This is a genomic window from Patulibacter sp., assembly GCF_030655195.1.
Taxonomy (GTDB): domain Bacteria; phylum Actinomycetota; class Thermoleophilia; order Solirubrobacterales; family Solirubrobacteraceae; genus Patulibacter.
Genome location: NZ_JAURWA010000090.1, coordinates 41,460 through 61,692 on the forward strand (window position 1 = coordinate 41,460; position 20,233 = coordinate 61,692).

The window sequence follows — 20,233 nt, forward strand, 5'->3', positions numbered from 1 at the left end:
GGGCCCGGCCTTCTCCCTACCGGGCGACGGCGTCGACGGTGTGGTCGACGCGCGCCAGCAGGGAGACGTGCGGCAGGCCGTGGTGGCCGAAGAGCGCGCGGCGGCCGAGGGCGAAGGCGCGCTCCTTGAGGGTGTAGCCGGTCGGGTGCCCCTCGCCGAGGCGGATGACGTACGGGCGGCTCTGCTTCTCGGTCACGAAGCCGGCGGCCCAGACCATCCGGCGATGGGCGGCGAGGTTGGGGTGCCACCACTGCACCAGGCCCTCGTCGGCCTCGAGCAGCGCGACGGCGCGGCGCGGGTGCTGGAGCGTCGCGCGGACCCGCAGCATCTCGGCCGAGAGGAAGTGGCCGGTGGTGACCTTGCGGATCGCCTCCATGGCCTTGACGGGGTTCTGCAGGTGCAGCATGAGGCTGCCGCAGACGGCGAAGTCGAACTCGCCGACGGCCTCACGGGTGAGGTCGTAGACCGAGATCGCGCGCCGCTCGACCTTCGACCCGAGCAGGCGATGGGCGGTCGTGAACCCGGCGGCCTTGTCCTCGCCGACCATGCCCTCGAGGACCGGGGCGGCGAGCGGGCGCCCGCGCACGGGGATGTCCCACTGCGTCTGGTCCTTCAGGTCGATCGCGACGACCTCGGACGCGCCGCGACGCTCCATCTCGAAGGCGAGCTGCCCGTCCCAGGTGCCGACGTCGAGGCACCGCTTGCCGCGCAGATCGGGCCAGGGCATCGTGTCGATGATCGGCCGCAGGTCGAACCAGCCCGGCGTGGTGATCCCGTGGGGCAGGTCGATCGAGTGGTACCAGAGCGGCACCGCGTCCACCGCGGCGCGCACCTCCGCGGCGGTGGGGGCGGCCGCGGGCGCGGTCGGGGGAGTCATGGGCGTGCACGGTACAGAGGCGGCCCGGCCGATCGGTCGTCGCCACGGACCGCCGGGGGCGAGGGCCGCCGACGGCGTGCGGAGTAGAGTGCATCGGACCGTGCCCGCCGTCGACGACGATCCCCTCAGTCCCGATGCCGACGTTCCCCCGTCCGCGCTTCGGGTTCGGCAGCCGAACCGCTGAGACCACCTCCTCGGGCCACGACGAGCCCGACACGCCGCAGGTCGACGTCGTCGAGGCGCACGGCCTGCGCTGGATCAACCTGGGGCGTTCCGGCCGCGCCGAGATGGCGTGGCTGCAGGAGCACTTCGACTTCCACTCGCTGGACTACGAGGACATCTCGTCGCGCAACCAGCGGCCGAAGGTCGACGTCTACGACGACTACATCTTCGTCGTCCTGCACTTCCCGCACTACGACAAGGCGATCGGCCGGCTCAACGCGCTGGAGCTCGACGTCTTCATCGGGCCGGACTTCGTCATCACGATCCCCAACCGCCCGCTGCGGACCATCGACTACCTGTTCTCGCGCGTCGAGGACCGCGACGAGGAGCGCGAGCGGCACTTCTCCCGCGGACCGGGCTACCTGCTCTACCGCATCGTCGACGAGTGCGTGGACGCGTCGTTCCCGATGCTGCGCAAGATCGGCAACAAGCTCGAGAATCTCGAGGAGGACATCTTCGAGGGCCGTTCGAAGGAGATCGTGCGCGAGATCTCCAACGCCAAGCAGGAGATCATCAACTTCCGCAAGATCGTCCGCCCGCAGCGCACGGCGCTGAAGGACCTCAACGCGGCGCGCCGGTACCTCGTCGAGGACCAGGAGCTCTACTTCGACGACATCAACGACGCCTCGGAGCGGGTCTGGGACACCCTGGAGAACTTCAAGGAAGTCGCCGAGGCGCTCGAGGGCTCCAACGAGTCCGTGCTGGCCCACGCGCAGAGCGACTCCCTGAAGGTCCTGACGGCGATCACGGTCATCGTGCTGCCGCTGACGCTGATCGCGTCGGTCTTCGGCATGAACGTCAAGGTCCCGGGCGAGGCCGAGTCGCACGCGTTCTGGATCCTGATGGGCGTGATGCTGGCGATCCTCGGCGGGATGATCTGGTGGTTCCGCCGCAACGACTACCTGTGACCGACCGCCGGGACCCGACGACGCAGGTCAGCGTCGTCGTCCCCGCACGCGACGCCGCCGACACGATCGAGCGGGCGGTCCGCGGGGTGCTGGCGCAGGCCGGCGCACCGGCGTTCGAGCTGATCGTCGTCGACAACGCGTCGCAGGACGGCACCGGGGAGCTCGCGGCACGCGCCGGGGCGCGCGTCGTGCGGCTCGACGACCGGGCGGGCGGTCCCGGACGGGCGCGCAACGCCGGGGTGGCGGCCGCGACCGGCACGCACGTGGCCTTCACCGACGCCGACTGCTTCCCCACCCCCGGTTGGCTCGCGGCGCTGTGGCGGGGGACGGCGGCCGCGGAGCTCGTGGCCGGGCCGGTGGCCGCCGACCGCACCGCGATCCGGGGCACCTGGGACCGGACGCTGGAGTACCCCGCCCCCACGCCGCTCTGGGCGACCGCCAACCTGCTCGTGCAGCGTCGCGTCCTCGACGCCGCCGGCGGCTTCGACGACTGGGTCGCCGACGCGCACGAGGCCCCGCGGCGCCCGTTCGGCGAGGACACCGTGACGGCCTGGCGCGCGATCCGGGCGGGTGCGCGGACCGCCTGGGCCCCCGACGCGCTCGTCGAGCACGCCGTCTTCCCGCGCGACGCGCGGGGCTGGATCCTCCACCACCGCGACCTGCAGCACATGCCCAGCCTGGTGGCCCGGGTGCCCGAGCTGCGCCGCGAGCTGCTGACCGCCGGGGTCGTCCTCAACGCGGCGACCGCCACCACGACGCTGGCCGCGGCGTCGATCGCGACCGCCGTCGTGACGCGCCGGGCATCGCCGCTGCTCGGGGCGCTGCCGTGGACGGCCCGCCAGGTGCGCGCCCTGCGACAGGTCGGCCCGCGGATCACCGCCGTCCGCGCCGCGGGCGAGGTGGTCGGTGCCGCGTCACTGCTGGTCGGCAGCGCGCAGCACCGCACCCCGGTGCTCTAGCGGGAGGCCCGCTTCGCCGCGGCGGCCTTGGCCGCCGCGTTCTTGCGCGCGAGGGCGGCGGTCCGGCGGATGCGGACGTTGGCCGTCGACCTGACGCTGGTGCGCTGCGGCGACGCGGCGGTCATCTGCACGCGCGCCACGACGCTGGTGCGCCGCGCGAGGACCGCGAGCTGCCGGGCGGTCAGCGTCACGCGCACCGTCGCGAAGGTCGAGCGCCGGGGGGTGATCGAGTAGGAGACCGACCGCGACGGCAGGCCCGAGATCGTGGCCTTGACCTTGCCCTTGCAGGACGTCGTCGCCCCGGTGCAGCGGAGCCGGAGCTTGACGCGCCCGCGACTGTCGGGGCGCACGTTCGAGGCCCGGAGGGCGACGGCGACCTTCTGGGCCTTGACGACGGTCGGCAGACCGGCGGCGCCGGGCGGCGGCGTCGCCGGGGCGGCCGGGGCCGGGTTCTGCGCCGCCGTCCACTTGGCGGCCTGCTTCAGCATCCAGTCGGCGGCCTCGCCGTAGATCTGGCGGGCCTCCGTGGCCTCGGCACCGCCGGGGGAGCCGTCGAGGAACGACGAGTAGAGGTTGTGCGCGGTCGGGAGCGACTCCTGTCCGTCCCGGGCGGCGTGCACGTAGCGCACGGTCGTCCGGGCGGGGATCCGCTGCCGGATCAGCTCTCCCTGGCGATCGCCGACGGAGCGGTCCGCCGCGCTGTTGTCGGGGTTGCGCCCGGCCTCGATCGCGAACAGGTCGCCGATCCGGCCCGTCTGCGTCGACGGGGAGAGCCGCGAGACGTTGTCGGGGTGCTCCGGGGTGTTGAACCAGTCGCGCACCTGCGTCTGTGCGGTCTGCCCCTGGAAGAAGTCGCCGAGCGTGATGCCGCGCAGCTCGGAGGAGTCCTGGAAGAAGGCGTCCATGTCCAGCGGGCCGCCGTCGGACACCACGCACGTCGTGATGTCCGGCCGCAGGATCTGCAGCATCGCCGCCAGGTGGCCGCCGGAGGAGAGCCCGTAGACGCAGATCGGGACGTTCGGGTTCTGCTGACGGATGGTGCCCAGCGCGTCGCCCAGGTCGGCGATCTCGAGCGGCACCGCGCCGGAGAAGCCGCCCTGGCGGTGGGTGATGACGTGGATGGAGATGCCCTTGGACTGGGCCAGCTTGGTCCACCAGTCCATGTAGCCGTAGAGCTCGAGCAGCGTGTTGGTGCCGGCGCTCCAGCCACCCCCGGGGATGGCCACCATGATCATCTTCTGCTCGCCGGTGGCGGGGTGCACCTCGACGGGCTGCGGCAGTCCGGCGGGGTCGAACTCGGCCCAGGTCGGCGCGTCGGCGGACGCGGCCGCCGGCAGGGCGGCGGCCAGCCCGAGGCTCAGCACGCCCCCGAGCAGGATGCGGCGCGCGCGGCGCGGTGGACGTGGAGCTGCGGAGGAATGGGGCATCAGGGGGGACGGCCGGTCCGGGACGGCGGCCGCCGCGAGGGTACCAGTGGTGCCGGTGGGTCCGACGCAGTACGCAGGGCCCCTCCCCGCGGCGATCAGTGCTCCTCGCGGCGGACCAGGACCAGGCAGCGCGCGGTTCCCGAGCCCTCGATCCGCTCGACCACGAGCTCCGCCTGGTGCGCCAGGGCCGCCAGGGTCTCCAGGTCGACGATCGTCCCGCGCCACAGCGGGTGGCCCGCGACGTGGGCGGGCAGGTCGTCCTCGCCGGGGAGCACGAGCGCCGGGTCGGCGGAGCGCACGTCGAAGACCGCCGAGCCCCCCGGGGCCAGCAGACGACCCAGCTCGTGCAGGACGGCGGCCACGAGCTTGACGGTCGGCAGGTGCGGCAGCACGCCGAGGACGAGCGCCACGTCCACCCACGCCGCGGGCAGCCCGGTGACCTCCCCCGCGTCGGCATGCAGGTAGCTGACCGCGTCGGTCGAGCCCACCCGCTGACGGGCCGCGTCGAGCATCCCGGGCGCGACGTCGACCGCCACGACCTGGTCGGCGCGCGCGGCGAGGGCGGGCGTGAGGCGTCCGGCGCCGCACCCCAGGTCGAGGGCGACGGCGGCGCCCTCCGCCGACCAGCCCAGCGTGGCCTCGAGCGCGCTCAGGACCGCCTCGCCGGCGCCCTCGAACGTCGCCTCGCCCACGCGGGCGCCGCCGGGGACGGAGTACCGGCGGGCGTCCTCGCGGGCGCGGGCGTCCCAGAAGCGGGCGATGCGGCGGAGCTCGGGATCCTCGGGCAGGGGCACCGGGCGATGGTACTTCCGGAGGGGTCGCGGGCGACGGGCGTAACGTGGCGGACCCGGCGGGGTTGTGAAACGACGTGCACGCCTCCGCGCCCGCCCCCGACGCCTCGGCGCTCACCTCCTCCCGGCGCCGGCGGTTGACGGTCGTGGTCAACCCGAACGCGACGACCACGTCGCCGCGGCTGCGCAGCCTCGTCGTCCACGCCCTCTCGCACCGCTTCGACGTCGAGCCCGTCGACACGGAGGGCCCGCGCCACGCCACCGAGCTGGCGCGCGCGGCCGTGGAGTCCGGCGCCGACGCCGTCGTGACGCTGGGCGGCGACGGCACCGTCAACGAGGCGGCCAACGGCCTGATCGACAGCGGCGTGCCGCTCGTGCCGCTGCCCGGTGGCGCGACGAACGTCTTCCACCGCCTGATCGGGATGCCCGGCGACATCATCGACGCGACGGAGCACATGCTGTCGCTGGCGGACCGCTGGGAGCCCCGGGCCGTCGACGTCGGCCGGATCGGCGACCGGTGGTTCACCTTCGCCGCCGGCGTCGGCCTGGACGCCAGCGTCGTCGACCGCGTCGACCAGCGCCCGAACCTGAAGGCCCGGTTCGGTCCGTGGTTCTACACCGCGGCCGCCGTCGCGACGTTCAACCGCCACTACGTGCGCAACCCGCCGCAGCTCGTGCTCGAGCTGCCCGACGGTCGGGAGCTGCCGGGTGTCACCGCGATCTTCCAGAACGCCCCGGAGTTCACGTACTTCGCCTCGCGGCCCGTGCGGCTCCTGCACGGCGAGGCCCTGGACACCGGGCACCTCTCGGGCGCCGTCCTCCGGCACTCGCGCCCGACCGTCATGCCCGGAGTCACGTTGCGCGCCCTGGTCCCGTCGCTGGACCTCGGGCGCCATCGCGCCGTCGAGGCGGTGCCCGGCCTGACGTCCGCGGTCATCCGCAGCACCGACGACCGGCCGCTCCCGTTCCAGGTCGACGGCGACTTCGTCGGCGGGACGACCCGCGCCGAGATCGGTGTGCGGCCGGGCGGCCTGCTGATCGTGGCCTGACGCCCGCCCGGGTCAGCCGGCCTGGGGTGCCGACGGGTCGGGCGTGACCTCGAAGGCGACGTGCAGGCGCTTCATGGCGCCCTTCGCGTTCAGCGTGTAGAACGCGCGCTTCTCGATGCGGAAGCCGGCCTGGTGCAGCCACTGCCACAGACCCGCGACGTTGGCCTGCCACCAGCCGTAGTCCGTCCAGCCGGTCTGGAGCTTGGCCGCCGCCCGGCGCGGCGACGCGATCGACAGCCGGATGTTGACCTCCTCGGCGACGAGCAGGCGGCCCCCGGGGGCGATCACGGTGCGCACGGCCTCGAGGGCCCCGACGGGATCGCGGACGTGGAGCAGCAGGTCGGAGAGGACGACGTGGTCGAACGGCCCCCCGACCGTCTCGGGCGAGATCAGGTGGATCGGCGTGAGCGCCCGGCGGACGTCCGAGCCCCGCAGCCGGGCGGCGATCTTGAACCGCTCGCCGGGCTCGGCGTCCCCGCCGGAGGCCAGCAGGCGCGGGCGGTTGCGCGGCGGCCACTCGGCCTGGTCGAAGGTCTCGAGGTCGACGGCGGCGACCTCGGCGGCCCCGCGCTCCTCCATCGCGAACGCGAAGTACCCGTCGAAGGTGCCGACGTCCAGGCACCGCTTGCCGGCGAGGCTCGCGGGCAGCAGCTTCGGGGTCATCTCCCGGTGGTCGACCGTCCCGTCGGTGAACCGCCCGGGTGCGACCTCGATCGTGTGGTACCAGGGACGACCGAGGGCCTCGGCCAGCAGGGCCTCGCGGTCCTCGGTCGCGGCGGGAGCGGACGTGTCGGGAGACGGCACGGACGGGAGGGTACCCGGGGCGCCGGGCCCCCGTCCCTCCCGCCGCGGGACCCGGGCGGCTGGGCCGGCGCACGGCGGCGGAGGTGCGCCGCCGGGCCGGGTGCGACGCAGCGACGTGCCGCCCTACCGCGCGAACCTGCGTCGGTCGACCGCAGGCCCGATGCGACGCAGCGACGTGCCGCCCCACCGCACCAACCTGCGTCGGTCGACCGCAGGCCCGGTGCGACGCAGCGACGTGCCGCCCCACCGCACCAACCTGCCTCGGTCGACCGATCGACCACGGGCCGGGCCGCCCGGCCGGCCCTCGCGCCGCTCGCGTCCTCCGCCTCGTCGGGCGCCTACACCGACGGCGTGATGCGGAAGGCGTCGAAGACCGACTCGGTGTTGCGCAGGCGGTTGACCGTCGTGCGCAGGGCCTTGGTGTCCCCCACCTCGACGACGAAGCGGTTGCGGACCATCGGCGGCGTCGTCGTGCAGACGGCCGAGACGATGTTGACGCCGGCCTCGGCGAAGACGCGCGTGAGGTCCTCCAGCAGGCGGTGGCGGTCGTAGCCGTCGACCTGGATCTCGACCTTGAACGACTGCTGGTGTTGGCCCGCCCAGTCGACCGGCACGAAGCGGTCGGGGTCCTTGCGCAGCTGCTGGGCGTTGGGGCAGTCGTCGCGGTGGATCGTGATGCCGCGGCCGAGCGACACGTAGCCGACGATCGGGTCGCCCGGGACCGGACGGCAGCACTTGGCCATCCGCAGCATCACGTCGCCGACGCCGTCGACGGTGACGCCGTAGCTCTTGGCGGAGCCCGTCGGCTGACGGCGGACGACGTCGGGACGCAGCAGCGCCTCGACGGGGCCCGCGGGCTCGTCGTCGGCGGCCTCCCCCTCCTTGAGGTGCTTGAGGACCTTGTTGACGACGACGTGCGGCGAGACCTTGCCGCCACCCAGGGCGATGTAGAAGTCGTCGCCCTTCCGGTAGCCCATCTCCTTGATGACGTCGGCCAGGAGCGGCGAGCCGACGAGGCGCTGGGCCGGCAGGCCGGCCTTGCGCAGCTGCTCCTGCAGGAGCTCGCGGCCGAGGTGCTCGGAGTCCTCGCGGCCGGCGGCCTTGAACCACGCCTTGATCTTCGACCGCGCGCGGCTGGTCTGCGCGAGGGTCAGCCAGTCGCGGGACGGCCCGCGCTCGCGGTTGGCCGTGAGCACGTCGACGATGTCGCCGGAGCGCAGCGTGTAGCTCAGCGGCACGATCTTGCCGTTGACCTTGGCGCCGACGCAGCGGTGCCCGACGTCCGTGTGGACCTCGTAGGCGAAGTCGACCGGGGTGGCGCCGCGGGAGAGCGACTTGACGTCGCCCTTCGGGGTGAAGACGTAGACCTCGTCCTCGAACAGGGCGACCTTCAGGTCGTCCATGAACTCCTGCGGGTCGTCGTTGTCCCGCGAGGTGTCGAGCATCGCCCGCAGCCACGTGAAGCGGTCGCCGTCGGAGCGGATCTCGTCGACCGTCGGGGTGCCCGAGGTCGTGGTCGACGCGCCCGTGCTCGTGTCCTGCGGCGCGCGCTGCTTGTAGATCCAGTGCGCCGCGACGCCGAACTCGGCGGTGCGCTGCATGTCCTGCGTGCGGATCTGGATCTCCAGCGGCTGGCCCTCGGGCCCCACGACCGTCGTGTGCAGCGACTGGTACATGTTGGCCTTCGGCATCGCGACGAAGTCCTTGAACCGCCGCGGCAGGGGCTTCCAGATCGAGTGGATGACCCCGATCGCGCCGTAGCAGTCGTTCACCGAGTCGACCACGACGCGCATCGCCGTCAGGTCGTAGATCTCGTTGAACTCCCGGCCCTTGCGGGTCATCTTCTGGTAGATCGAGTAGAAGTGCTTCGCGCGCCCGGAGATCTCGGCCTCGATGCCGACGCCCTCCAGCTCCTGCGCCAGGTACTCGCCGGCGGAGGCCACGTAGACCTCGCGCTCGCCGCGCTGCTGGTTGACCAGGCCCTTGATCTCCTGGTACTTGCGGGGGTGCAGGGTCGCGAACGCGAGGTCCTCCAGCTCCCACTTGATCGCGTGGATGCCGAGGCGGTGGGCGATCGGCGCGTAGACCTCGAGGGTCTCCTTGGCGATCTCGAGCTGCTTGGGCCGCTTGTGCGCCGCGAGCGTGCGGGCGTTGTGCAGGCGGTCGGCGAGCTTGATCAGGATGACGCGGACGTCCGCCGCCATCGCGACGACCATCTTGCGGTAGTTCTCCGCCTGCGCCTCGTCGCGCGAGGTGAACGCGATGCCGTCGAGCTTGGTGACCCCGTCGACGAGCAGCCGGACGGTGCGGCCGTAGCGGGACTCGATCTCCTCGAGCTCCGCGGCGGTGTCCTCGACGGTGTCGTGCAGGAGCGCCGCGACGACCGCCTCGGTGTCGAGGTGCATGCCCGCGCAGATCTTCGCGACCTCGACGGGGTGGGCGATGAACGGCTCGCCGGACTTGCGGCGCTGCTCGCGGTGGTGCAGGCAGGAGAAGCGGAACGCGTCGTCGACCCGCTCGACGTCGATCGGTGCGCGGTCCTCCTCGGCGTGCTCGGCGATGACGGCGTGCAGGTCGGCGCGGAGCGAGAGCTCCTCGGCCGTGAGGACCTCGCCCTCCTGCGCGGCCTCCCGCACCTCGTCCGGACCTGCCTCGGGCGGGGCCTGGTGGACGCCCGGCGCACCGGCGGCCAGGTCGGCCGCGGAGAGCCCGACGCGGTCGCGGGAGCGCTCGTCGGTGACGGGCACTCCCCCGCCCCGGACGGGCGCCTCGTCCGCGTGGGCGCGCGTCGGGACGGCGTCGAGGCCGTCGTGGGTGGTCACCGTGCCGGGACCGGGCGCGGGAGCGTGCCGGTCAGCCATGCGTGGCGCTCCCGGCCGCGAGCGGTCCACGCGCGGGCCGTCGGGCCGTCGTCCAGCGGACGGACGGGGCCGTCACCGACGGCGACGATCCGCTCGGCGCGGTCGACGACGATCGCGCCCGACTCCTCGAGGACCCGGAGCAGGAGCCCGAGCCACCATCCGGGGAGGTCCGGCTCCGCGAGCGCGCCCACGGCGGTAGGTCCGTCGCGGCGCAGACGGCGGTAGAGGGCCGTCGCCCCGCTCCGCAGGTCGTGTTCGCGTCCGAGCGCATCTACCGTGAATCGTAGCTCAGGGTCCCCCCAGGCCCTCCAGGGCTGCACGCCCGCGAGCACGTCGAGCACCGCGACGTGCGCCGGGTCGCTCGGGGGATCGAGCGCGACGAGGTGGACGGTGCCGTCCAGGGACCGCGGTGCGCGGGCCACGCTCCACCAGTCGGTGAGCGCGAAGCCGCCGACCACCTGCGACAGCGGGCCGACGCGCCGGACGGCGTCGGCGACGACCACGGTGACGGTCTCGCCGGTGCCCACCAGCGCGGCGATGGCGGCCGCTGCGCCCGAGGCGGACCGGTCGACGAAGCGGGTGCGCCAGTCGGGCGTGCCTGGCTCGTCCGCCACCGTCGCGGGCAGGCCGTCGGGGGCCTCGAGGACGGCGAGGGCGGCGTCGGCGGCCGCCCCGTCGAGCCGGTCGACCGGGGCCGGCGCCGGGTGCGCGAGCTCGCGGACGCGCAGGCGGGGCGTGACGTTGCCCCGGAACGCGTGACGCTCGAGCACGTAGGTGCCCGCGATCGGTCCGCCCGCGTAGGCCGCGGCCTCGTCGGCACCGGGGATCCGGTCGCGCCCGAACGCGACCGCGGCGACGCGGGACGAGCCGGACGCCAGCGTGAAGGCGATGTGCGCCCCCGCGGCCCCGAGCGGCCGGACGCCCTCCGCCCGGCCGGACGGCACGAGCAGCACGGGCTCCGGGTTGCCCTCCCCGAAGGGACCGAGGGCCGAGAGCTCGTCCGCGAGCGCCATCCCGAGCTGTGCCCCGCCGACCACGGCGTCGACGACCTCGGCGGGCTGCAGGGCGTCCTCGTCGAGGTGCTCGGCGGCGTAGGCCCGCAGCGCGGCGGCGAACGCGGGCAGGTCGTCGGGCCGCAACGCCAGGCCGGCGGCGGCGCGATGGCCGCCGTGGCGCAGCAGGTGCGCGGCGCAGGCGTCGAGGCCCGCGAGCAGGTCGAACCCCGGGACGGAACGCGCGGACCCCGTCAGCTCGTCGCCGTTGCGCCCCAGCAGGATCGCCGGGCGGCCGAACCGCTCGACGATGCGCGAGGCGACGATGCCGACCACGCCCGGGTGCCAGTCCTCGCCCGCCAGGACGTAGGCGGGCTGCTCCCCCTGCGCGGTGGCCTGCGCCTCGGCGTCGTCGAGGATCCGTCGCTCGACCTCGCGGCGGTCGAGGTTGGCGCGGTCGAGGCGGTCGGCCAGGCGACGGGCCTCCGTCTCGTCCCCGGCGAGGAAGAGCTCGACGCCCGGGTCGGCACGACCGATGCGGCCGGCGGCGTTGACGCGCGGGGCCAGCCGGAACGCCACGGCGGTGGCGTCGATGTCCGACGGCGAGGTCTGCGACACGTCCAGCAGCGCCCGCAGGCCGGGCCGACGCGAGTCGGCGATCGCCCGGAGGCCCTGGCGGACGATCCAGCGGTTCTCGCCGGTCAGCGGGACGACGTCCGCGACCGTCGCCAGCGCGACGATGTCGAGGTCGACGTCCGCGTCGCGCGGGTCGAGCCCCGCGGCCTCCAGCAGCGCCCCGGAGAGCCGCCAGGCGACCGCGGCGCCGCAGAGCTGCGGGAACGGGTACCGACCGTCGCCGGGGTGGACGATCGGGACGTCCGGCAGCACGCCGTCGGCGCGCGGACGGTGGTGGTCGGTGACGACGAGGTCGAGACCGAGCTCGGTCGCCAGCGCGGCCTCGTCGACCGACGTGATGCCGCAGTCGACGGTGATCACCAGCCCGGCGCCCTCGGCCGCCAACCGCCGCACCGTGCGCTCGTGCAGGCCGTAGCCGTCCTCGACGCGGTGGGGCAGGAACCAGTCCGCCTGCGCCCCGACCTGGCGGAGCGCGCGGACGAGGGTGGCCGTGGCGCAGACGCCGTCGCAGTCGTAGTCGCCGTGGACGACGATCCGCGACCCCGCGCGGGCGTGGCGGAGGACCACCTCGGCGGCGTCGGCGAGGCCCGCGAAGGCGCTCAGCGGCGGGTGCTCGTCCGCGGCGAGGAAGTGGGCGGCGGCCGTCGGATCGGCGAAGCCGCGCCGGACGAGCACCTCGGCGCAGACGGGGCCCACGCCGAGCGCGGCCTGCAGGGCCGCGACCCGGGCGGCCGGCGCGGGCGGGATCTCGAAACGCACCCGTCGAGGGTAGGCGCCGCGACGGACGGCAGCGTCACCGACCACGGGGCGGCCCGGAGGACCGCCGTGTCGCCGACGCCGTCCGCCCGCGGTGGCGGGCGGACGGCGGGGCCGCCGGGCGACCCCGGGCGCTCAGGCCTCGGTGGAGCCGGCGGCGCGGGCCTCGGCGGCCTCGCGACGGGCGCCGTAGAGCCAGAGCAGGCCCAGGGAGATCAGCGTGCCCGGGATCCCGAGGATCACGGTGACGACGTCGGTCGCGTCCCGCGAGGGCATCGACAGCCCCGACAGGAGCAGGCCGCCGACGATGCCGCCGACGATCGCCACGCCGAACGCGCCGACGATGCCGCCCGCGAAGCGGTCGGGGACGAAGACGGTGAAGTGCCAGATGGCGAGCGCGATGAGCACCCAGACCAGGATCGCCATGTCAGTCCTCCGTGGTGCCGCGCGGGGCGGGCGTCGTCTTCTGCGTGCTCATCGGCGCTTCTTCCGCTTGGAGCCACGGCCCGGGTCGTCCCGGAACGTCACCTCCTCGGGCGAGAGGTCCGCGGCGCGCTCGACGGGCTTGGGGGCCTGGGGCCCGTCGTCCTGGACCGGCTCGTCCGGGACGGCCGGGGAGGTCGCGGGACGGCGGGCGGCCGCGCGCCGCTCGGCGCGGTTGGTCGGCTCGCTCGTCGTCAGCTCGGGCGGCTCGACGGTGCGCCCGCGGGTCTGGGCCTCGGCGCCCTCGACGCCGAGGTCGCGGACCATCTCGGCGAACTCGGCGGCGGAGACCTGCTCCCCCGCGGCGTCCGGGGTGGTGACTCGGCTGGACGCCCGGCGCTTCTTCGCGGCGTCCACGTCGACCTCGCGGCCGCCCTTCTCCGGGTACGGCGGCAGCGTGCCGCCGTTGGCCGCGATCAGGCGGGCGCGACGGGCCTTGAAGGCCGGCACGCGCTCCATCCACTCGGTGAGCACCGGGGCGGCGATGAAGACCGACGAGTAGGCGCCGGAGATCGTGCCGATGAGCATCGCCAGGGCGAAGTCCTTCAGCGTGTCCCCGCCGAAGAGGAACAGCGCCAGCGTCGGCAGGCCGACCGAGAACGAGGTGATCAGCGACCGGCCGAGGACCTCGCTCATCGAGCGGTTGACGATCTGCGAGAACGCCGCCGACGGGAGCCGGTTGAGGTTCTCGCGGACGCGGTCGAACACGATGATCGTGTCGTACAGCGAGTAGCCGATGATCGTCAGCAGCGCCGCCACGGTGGAGGCGGTGACCTCGGCACCCGACAACGCGTAGATGCCGGCCGTGATCAGCAGGTCGTGGACGACGGCGATGAGGATCGGGACGGTGTAGCGCAGGCCGAACCGGAACCAGATGACGAACGCGATCAGGATGAACGACGCGAGGATGGCGATCACCGCCGTCTTCGCGACCGTCTCGCCGAACGTCGGCCCGACCGTGTTGGAGTTCAGATCGTCGGGCTGGACGCCGACGCCCGTCTGCAGGGCGCGGTTGACGCGCGTCTGCTCGGCCGTGGAGAGGTCCTCGGTCTGGATCTGGAACCGGGCGCCGTCGTTGACCTCCTGGATCTTCGCCTCGCCCTGACCGACGGGGCGTAGCGCGTCGCGGACCTGGTCGACGGTCGTGCCGGGGCGCGCGGTCGCCGTGATCTGCGTGCCCGACTCGAAGTCGATGCCGAAGTTCAGGCCGCGCTGGCCGACGGCGATGGCGCCGATGGCGAGGATGATGCCCGACGCGGCGAAGAACCAGCGGCCGAAGCCGTTGAAGTCGAAGCGGTGCCAGATCGGGTCGCGCTTTCGGGCGCCGAGGGCGGCCGGGTGCGACATCAGCTTGGACCGGGCCGCGAAGCCCAGGATCGCCTGGGTCAGCAGGACGGCCGTGAACATCGACAGGAGCACGCCGACGCCCAGCGTGAACGCGAAGCCCTTGACGCCGGCGGTGGCGACGAGGAACAGCACGAACGCGACGAGGAACGTGATGACGTTGCCGTCGATGATGGCCGAGAGGCCCTTGCGGTAGCCGTCCTTGATGGCGCGCTGGACCGATCTGCCGTCCTGCAGCTCGTCCTTGAAGCGTTCGAAGATGACGACGTTGGCGTCGGCCGCCACGGCGATCGTGAGGATCAGCCCGGCGATGCCCGGCAGGGTCAGGACGACCGGGACGAGCTTGATGATCGCCAGGAAGAAGAGCGTGTACGCGGCGAGGCCGGCGACGGCGATGAGTCCGAGGACGCGGTAGTAGCCGATCAGGAACAGCGCGACGACGCCGAAGCCGACGATGCCCGCCAGGAGGCCCTGGGAGAGCGCCTCCTCACCCAGGGTCGCGGAGACCTGCTGGGAGGAGATGACGTTGAGCTTCAGCGGCAGGGAGCCGGACTTCAGGAGGTTGGCCAGGCTCTTGGCCTGCTCGAACGAGAACGAGCCGGAGATCTGCGAGCCGCCGGAGCCCGAGATGCCCTCCGGGTACTCCTGGAAGTCGATGGTCGGCGACGAGATCGCCTGCTGGTCCAGGACGATCGTGAAGTGCTGGTTGCAGGCGTCGCCCTGCTGCGACCGCGTCAGACCGCGGGTCTGGATGCAGTTCTCCGCACCGCGCTCGGCGATCTCGCGCGTGGTCTGGCGCCAGCGGTTCTTGCCGGTGTCCGTGAACTCGAACGAGACCAGCGGGCCGTTCTGGCCGACGCCCTGCCCGACGCCCTGCGCCGGGTTCTTGATGTCGTCGCCCAGGAGGCCCGGCCGGTCGCGGATGATGAACCAGCGGTTGCCGGCCGGGATGACCTTGCCGTCGGTGTTGACGTTGTTGGCGGCCTGGATGATCCGCCAGCCCTCGTTGACCTTCACGAAGCGCTTGTCGGCGGTCGGCTGGCCGTTGGCGTCCAGCGCGCGGCGCAGCGTCGGGTTGCGGCTCGTGCGCAGGTCGGCGGTCAGCTCGGCGACCGACGCGCTCGGCGACGAGTTGAGGACCGTCTTGGCCTTGTCGTCGACGAGGTACCACTGGTCCCCGGTCTGCGTCGGGATCGTGCCCGCCGGGTTGGTCCGCTTGGGGAACTTCGAGGCCCGGAGGACGGCGCCGTACTGCGACAGCGCGACCGGGTTGTTGATCTCGGCGCCACCGACGCCGATGCCGCCGGCGTTGGCGCCCGTGACGCGCTGGTCGGAGGCGTCGAGCCGGCCGCCGGGGCCGGCGACGTTGGCCTCCCAGTCGTAGAAGGCCAGCTGGGCCGTCGTGCCGACGCGGCGCTGGGCCTCGGCGGTGTTCGTGATCGACGGGAGCGAGACAACGATCTGGTTGGTGCCGGACCGCTGGATCTCGGACTCGCCGACGCCGTACTGGTTGATGCGGTCCTGCATCACGTCGATCGTGCGCTGGATCGCGTCGTCCGTGACGCCCTCGCCCTTGGTCCCGCTGACCTGGTAGACGAGCTGCACGCCGCCCTGCAGGTCCAGGCCGCGCTTGGTCGGCTTCGCCACGAGGACGACCACCGACGCGACGACCAGGAGCGCGACGAACAGCAGGATGATGGACTGGCGGCGACGTTCGGTCATAGCGCAGCGGCCAGCGTACCGACCGGATGAGAACGCCGAGCCGTGCCCTCGGGACGGCGCGGGTCGACCGCCCCGGGGCCCCGTCCGGCGGTCAGGTGCGGTGCACCGGACGCCGCCCGCGCGGGCCGGTCGACCGCGCGGGGTTCGCGGGAGCGCCGTGCCGGGTAAGGACCAGGGTCGTCAGGCGCCGGGGACGGCGAGTCCCAGGTGCTCGAAGGCCAGCGGGGTGGTGATCCTGCCCCGCGGGGTCCGTTGCAGCAGGCCCTGCTGGAGCAGGTAGGGCTCGTAGACGTCCTCGATGGTGTCCGCCTCTTCGCCGACCGCCGCCGACAGGGTCGAGAGCCCCACCGGGCCGCCGGCGAACATCGCGCAGATGCACCGGAGGATCTCGCGGTCCAGGCGGTCGAGACCGAGCGCGTCGACGCCGAGCAGGTCGAGCGCCTCGGCCGCGGCGCCGGCCGTGACCGTGCCGCCGTGACGCACCTCGACGTAGTCGCGCACGCGCCGCAGCAGCCGGTTGGCCACGCGCGGCGTCCCGCGGGCGCGCAGCGCGACCATCCGGGCCCCGTCGTCCTCGACGCTCATGCCCAACAGTCCCGCGGAGCGCCGGACGATCGAGATCAGGTCGGGGAGCTCGTAGGGCTCCAGGCGCTGCTGCAGCCCGAAGCGGTCGCGCAGCGGGCGGGTCAGCAGCCCGGCGCGGGTCGTGGCGCCCACGAGCGTGAACGGCGGCAGGTCGAGCGTGACCACGCGGGCCCCGATGCCCTGGCCGATGGTCACCGGCAGCTGCCGGTCCTCCATCGCCGGGTAGAGCGTCTCCTCCAGCGCCTTGGGCAGCCGGTGGAGCTCGTCGACGAAGAACACGCTGCCGGGCTGCAGCGCGGTCAGCAGCGCCGCGATGTCCGCCTTGCGCTCCAGCGAGGGCCCGGCGGTCGGGACGAACGGTGCGTCCATCTCCTCGGCCAGGATCCGGGCCAGCGACGTCTTGCCCAGGCCCGGCGGGCCGGCCAGCAGGACGTGGTCGAGGGTCTCGCCCCGGCCGCGGGCGGCGTCGATGGCGATCTTCAGCTGGTCGCGGACGTGGGTCTGACCGACGAACTCGTCCAGGCTGCGCGGGCGCAGCGAGAGATCCTCGGCCTCCTCGCCCGGGAGCGGCTCGGGGTCGGGCAGGCGGAACGCGTCGTCCTCGACGCCGTCGGGCGAGCGGATGCCCTGGCCGATCGGCGGCAGCCCCGGGCCGTCGCCGGCGTTCGTGCCGCGGCCGCTCACGCGCGGGACCTGCGCAGGGCGTCGGCGATCAGCTCGGCGGCGGTGTCGCCGTGGGAGACGGCCAGGAGCGCGTCGACCTCCTCCGGCGAGAGGCCGAGGCCCAGGAGGCCCTCGCGCGCCTCGTCGGCGGGGCCGGCCGTGACCACCCCGCGCGCCGCGCCGCCGACACCCGTACCGACGCTCGCGCGCCCGGCGAGCTTGTCCTGCAGCTCGGAGACGATCCGCTCGGCCGTGCGCTTGCCGACGCCGGGGACCTGCTGCAGCCGCTTGGCGTCGCCGCCCGCGATGCTCGTGGCGACCTCGTCGGGCCCGCCCGAGGACAGCACGGCCAGGGCGAGCTTGGGCCCGACGGCCTGGACGGTGAGCAGCAGGTGGAAGAGGTCGCGCTCGGGCTCGGAGCCGAAGCCGAAGAGCGTCAGGGCGTCCTCGCGCACCGCCAGGTGGCAGAGCAGCGTGACGTCGTCGCCGGCCGGGGGCAGGGCGGCCAGGGTGGTGTTGGAGCAGTTCAGGACGTAGCCGACGCCGCCCGGGGTGAGCAGGACGACCGAGTCGGCGCGGCGCTCGTGCACGGCGCCCCGCAGGAGCGCGATCACCGGGCGACCGCCGCGCGCAGCGGGGCGTGGTTGGCGTGGCAGATCGCCGCGGCGAGCGCGTCGGCAGCGTGGTCCGGCGACGGCGGGGCCGCCAGGCGCAGCAGCATCTGGACCATCCGCTGGACCTGCGCCTTGTCGGCCGCGCCGCTGCCGCAGACCGCGCCCTTGATCTGCTGCGGCGTGTAGTCGATGCACTCGATGCCGCGCTGGGCGGCGGCGAGCAGGACGACGCCGCGCGCCTGCCCCACCGCCAGGGCGCTCGAGGTGTTCTTGCCGAAGTACAGGGACTCCATCGACAGCGCGACGGGGTCGTGGTGGTCCATCAGCGCGCAGACCGTGCGGTGGATGTGGTCCAGGCGCTCGCCGAGGTCCACGCCTGAGCGCGTGGCGATGACGCCGCCGTCCAGCGCGGCCATCGCGCTGCCGCGTCGCTGGACCACGCCGTACCCCGTGTTGGCGAGGCCGGGATCGATGCCGAGGACGATCACCACACCGCCATTCTGCGCGAAGGCCCGGACGCCTTCCCACGAACAGCTGTTCGTACGTCCAGGGTCCCGGTCGCGAGCGGACGGTCACCGGCCGGCGGCGCGGCGGATCGCGGCCTCGACGCCGGCCTGGAAGCGCGTCTCGTCCATGCCCGTCGCGGTCCGCAGACCACCGGCGCGCAGGCGGGAGCGCAGGTCGTCGTCCTCGGCCAGGCGACGGACGGCGCCCGCGACCGCGTCGGCGTCGTCGACGGGGACGACGAGCGCGTTGTCGCCGTCCTCGAGGTACTCGGCCTGCCCGCCCACGGCGGTCGAGACGACGGGGCGACCGAACGACATCGCCTCGAGCGGGACCAGCCCGAACGGCTCGGACCACCGGACGGGGAAGACCAGCGCGTCGTGGTCGGCGAACAACGCGGGCAGGGCGTCCCGCTCGACGGCCGGGCGCAGCTCGAGCCGGTGCCCGACCCCGGCCCGGTCCGCGCGGGCCCGCAGGTCGTCGCCGACGGACGGGTCTCCCCCGCCGACCACCGTCAGCGTCGTGGCGCCGGGCAGCAGGGAGAGGGCGTCGACCACGACGTCGACGCCCTTGCGCTCGTCGAGCCGGCCGAGGCAGAGCAGGCGGCCGGCCCACGGGCGCTCGGGCGCCGGTGCGTCGGGGAGCGGGATCCCCGGGGCCAGCACGTGCCAGCCCGGCGGGATCGACCGGGTGCGGACCAGCTCGTCCGCCAGCCGCAGCGAGTTCAGGAGGACCGTGCCCTCGGGACCGCGCGGCCGGTCGCTGCCCAGGCGCCGGGCGACGGGGCCGCGGGCGCGCAGCAGCGGACGCAGCATCCGCGCGAAGCGGTCGAACACCGGCCCGTAGATCGGCCACCGGTCGTGCACGACGAAGACGGCGGGGACCCCGGCGCGGCGGACCGCGCCGACCAGCGACAGGCTCATGCCGCCCATCGCCCAGAAGACGACGACGTCGGGGCGGTGCCCGGTGAGGTGCCGGCGCAGGACGCGGTGGTTGTGGCGCTCGAGCGCGAGGACCTGGCGGGGACGCAGGCGCGGGAACGCGTGGTCGCGCCAGTACCACCGCAGCTCGCGGTGGACGTCCGGGTCGTCCCGCAGGCCGCGCTCGGCCGCGCCGGGCTCGACGTGGTCGGTGGCGAGGACCCGGACGTCGGCCCCGGAGGCCCGAAGGCGCTCGTCGACACCGCGGTGGACGAGTTCGTAGCCGCCGAGGTGGTGGGGCGGATAGAGGCTCGAGATCGCGAGGACGCGCAGCGGCGCCCCGGTGCTCACGGGGCTGGGCGGCTAGCCGAAGACCCGCTCGAGGACGTCGTCGTCGACGTCGAAGTTCGCGTGGACCTCGGAGACGTCGTCGTTGTCGTCGAGCGCATCGATCAGCTTCGCGAGCTTCTCCGCGCCCTCCTCGTCCAGCGGCGTGCGGACCTGGGGGCGGTAGACGAGGTCGGCGGACTCGTAGGCGATGCCCTCGGCGTCGAGCGCCTTCTGGACGTCGGGCAGCGCGCCCGGCTCGGTGACGACGACGAACGTGCCGTCCTCGTCCTCGATGTCGTCCGCGCCGGCCTCGATGGCGACCATCAGCGCGTCCTCGTCGTGCTTCTCGCCGTCGACGACGATGACGCCCTTGCGGTCGAAGAGGTACGCGACGGACCCCGGCTCGCCGAGGTTGCCGCCGGCCTTCGTGAACATGTGGCGGATGTCCGCACCGGTGCGGTTGCGGTTGTCCGTCAGTGCCTCGACGAGCACCGCCACGCCACCCGGGCCATAGCCCTCGTACATCACGTTCTCGTACGACGCGGCGTCCGCGCCGGCGCCGGTGCCCTTGTCGATCGCCCGCTGGATGTTGTCCTTGGGCATCGACGCGTCCTTGGCCTTCTGGACGGCCAGGGCCAGCGACGCGTTGCCGGCGACGTCACCGCCACCGTCCTTCGCGGCGATGGTGATGTGACGGCTGAGCTTGGTGAACGCCTTGCCGCGGCGAGAGTCGACGATCGCCTTCTTGTGCTTGATGCTCGCCCATTTGCTGTGCCCCGACATGGG

The 20,233-nt window shown here is 73.9% G+C and carries 16 protein-coding genes; 3 read left to right on the forward strand and 13 right to left on the reverse strand.

The features are described from left to right. Positions 1–16: 16 nt before the first annotated feature. The gene (locus Q7T67_RS09315) at positions 17–877 is read right to left on the reverse strand and encodes a methyltransferase domain-containing protein (protein ID WP_304788348.1); all 861 of its coding nucleotides are present in this window, start codon (positions 875–877) and stop codon (positions 17–19) included. Between the two features lie 134 nt (positions 878–1,011). On the opposite strand from Q7T67_RS09315, the gene Q7T67_RS09320 reads away from it, so the two are divergent. Continuing rightward, complete coding sequence (locus Q7T67_RS09320; RefSeq protein WP_304788350.1) at positions 1,012–2,007, forward strand: magnesium transporter CorA family protein; 996 nt, start codon at positions 1,012–1,014, stop codon at positions 2,005–2,007. Further along, positions 2,004–2,966, forward strand: a complete 963-nt coding sequence (locus Q7T67_RS09325; RefSeq protein ID WP_304788352.1) for a glycosyltransferase family 2 protein — start codon at positions 2,004–2,006, stop codon at positions 2,964–2,966. Before Q7T67_RS09320 ends, Q7T67_RS09325 begins: the two co-directional genes overlap by 4 nt. On the opposite strand, the gene Q7T67_RS09330 is transcribed toward Q7T67_RS09325, so the two are convergent. After that, the gene (locus tag Q7T67_RS09330; RefSeq protein WP_304788354.1) at positions 2,963–4,330 is read right to left on the reverse strand and encodes a S9 family peptidase; all 1,368 of its coding nucleotides are present in this window, start codon (positions 4,328–4,330) and stop codon (positions 2,963–2,965) included. The genes Q7T67_RS09325 and Q7T67_RS09330 overlap by 4 nt on opposite strands. A 158-nt stretch (positions 4,331–4,488) precedes the next feature. Next, entirely contained in the window at positions 4,489–5,187 is a 699-nt protein-coding gene (locus Q7T67_RS09335; RefSeq protein WP_304788356.1) for a bifunctional 2-polyprenyl-6-hydroxyphenol methylase/3-demethylubiquinol 3-O-methyltransferase UbiG, read from the reverse strand. A gap of 74 nt (positions 5,188–5,261) precedes the next feature. On the opposite strand from Q7T67_RS09335, the gene Q7T67_RS09340 reads away from it, so the two are divergent. After that, positions 5,262–6,233, forward strand: coding sequence for a diacylglycerol kinase family protein (locus Q7T67_RS09340; RefSeq protein WP_304788359.1), 972 nt, complete (start codon positions 5,262–5,264; stop codon positions 6,231–6,233). Positions 6,234–6,245: 12 nt separating this feature from the next. Here the strand turns inward: Q7T67_RS09340 and Q7T67_RS09345 are convergent, their stop codons facing one another. The 10 genes from Q7T67_RS09345 to Q7T67_RS09390 form a co-directional block, all read right to left on the reverse strand. Continuing rightward, positions 6,246–7,037 carry a bifunctional 2-polyprenyl-6-hydroxyphenol methylase/3-demethylubiquinol 3-O-methyltransferase UbiG gene (locus Q7T67_RS09345; protein WP_304788361.1) on the reverse strand — a complete coding sequence of 264 codons (792 nt, stop codon included), beginning with the start codon at positions 7,035–7,037 and terminating at the stop codon, positions 6,246–6,248. Positions 7,038–7,375: 338 nt separating this feature from the next. Beyond that, positions 7,376–9,898 carry a bifunctional (p)ppGpp synthetase/guanosine-3',5'-bis(diphosphate) 3'-pyrophosphohydrolase gene (locus Q7T67_RS09350; RefSeq protein ID WP_304788363.1) on the reverse strand — a complete coding sequence of 841 codons (2,523 nt, stop codon included), beginning with the start codon at positions 9,896–9,898 and terminating at the stop codon, positions 7,376–7,378. Further along, entirely contained in the window at positions 9,856–12,285 is a 2,430-nt protein-coding gene (recJ, locus tag Q7T67_RS09355) for a single-stranded-DNA-specific exonuclease RecJ (RefSeq protein WP_304788365.1), read from the reverse strand. Before recJ ends, Q7T67_RS09350 begins: the two co-directional genes overlap by 43 nt. Positions 12,286–12,417: 132 nt before the next feature. Then, positions 12,418–12,708: a hypothetical protein gene (locus tag Q7T67_RS09360; RefSeq protein ID WP_304788367.1), complete on the reverse strand. Its 291-nt coding sequence runs from the start codon at positions 12,706–12,708 to the stop codon at positions 12,418–12,420. A 48-nt stretch (positions 12,709–12,756) separates the two neighbouring features. Further along, entirely contained in the window at positions 12,757–15,831 is a 3,075-nt protein-coding gene (secD, locus tag Q7T67_RS09365; RefSeq protein WP_304788369.1) for a protein translocase subunit SecD, read from the reverse strand. A gap of 180 nt (positions 15,832–16,011) precedes the next feature. Then, positions 16,012–17,040 (reverse strand): Holliday junction branch migration DNA helicase RuvB, encoded by a 1,029-nt coding sequence (gene ruvB, locus Q7T67_RS09370; protein ID WP_370695382.1) that lies wholly within the window; start codon positions 17,038–17,040, stop codon positions 16,012–16,014. Between the two features lie 56 nt (positions 17,041–17,096). Next, positions 17,097–17,693 (reverse strand): Holliday junction branch migration protein RuvA, encoded by a 597-nt coding sequence (gene ruvA / locus Q7T67_RS09375; RefSeq protein WP_304788373.1) that lies wholly within the window; start codon positions 17,691–17,693, stop codon positions 17,097–17,099. Continuing rightward, positions 17,690–18,184, reverse strand: coding sequence for a crossover junction endodeoxyribonuclease RuvC (ruvC, locus tag Q7T67_RS09380; RefSeq protein ID WP_304788375.1), 495 nt, complete (start codon positions 18,182–18,184; stop codon positions 17,690–17,692). Before ruvC ends, ruvA begins: the two co-directional genes overlap by 4 nt. Positions 18,185–18,265: 81 nt before the next feature. Further along, positions 18,266–19,468, reverse strand: a complete 1,203-nt coding sequence (locus tag Q7T67_RS09385; RefSeq protein ID WP_304788377.1) for a glycosyltransferase — start codon at positions 19,466–19,468, stop codon at positions 18,266–18,268. Positions 19,469–19,480: 12 nt separating this feature from the next. Beyond that, the gene (locus tag Q7T67_RS09390; protein ID WP_304788379.1) at positions 19,481–20,230 is read right to left on the reverse strand and encodes a YebC/PmpR family DNA-binding transcriptional regulator; all 750 of its coding nucleotides are present in this window, start codon (positions 20,228–20,230) and stop codon (positions 19,481–19,483) included. Between the last annotated feature and the right edge of the window lie 3 nt (positions 20,231–20,233).

Excerpts from the sequence above, each read along its gene's own strand:
- Q7T67_RS09315 (WP_304788348.1), bottom strand. The coding sequence starts at position 877 with ATGACTCCCCCGACCGCGCCCGCGGCCGCCCCCACCGCCGCGGAGGTG.
- Q7T67_RS09320 (WP_304788350.1), top strand. The coding sequence starts at position 1,012 with ATGCCGACGTTCCCCCGTCCGCGCTTCGGGTTCGGCAGCCGAACCGCT.
- Q7T67_RS09350 (WP_304788363.1), bottom strand. The coding sequence starts at position 9,898 with ATGGCTGACCGGCACGCTCCCGCGCCCGGTCCCGGCACGGTGACCACC.
- Q7T67_RS09360 (WP_304788367.1), bottom strand. The coding sequence starts at position 12,708 with ATGGCGATCCTGGTCTGGGTGCTCATCGCGCTCGCCATCTGGCACTTC.
- secD (WP_304788369.1), bottom strand. The coding sequence starts at position 15,831 with ATGACCGAACGTCGCCGCCAGTCCATCATCCTGCTGTTCGTCGCGCTC.
- Q7T67_RS09390 (WP_304788379.1), bottom strand. The coding sequence starts at position 20,230 with ATGTCGGGGCACAGCAAATGGGCGAGCATCAAGCACAAGAAGGCGATC.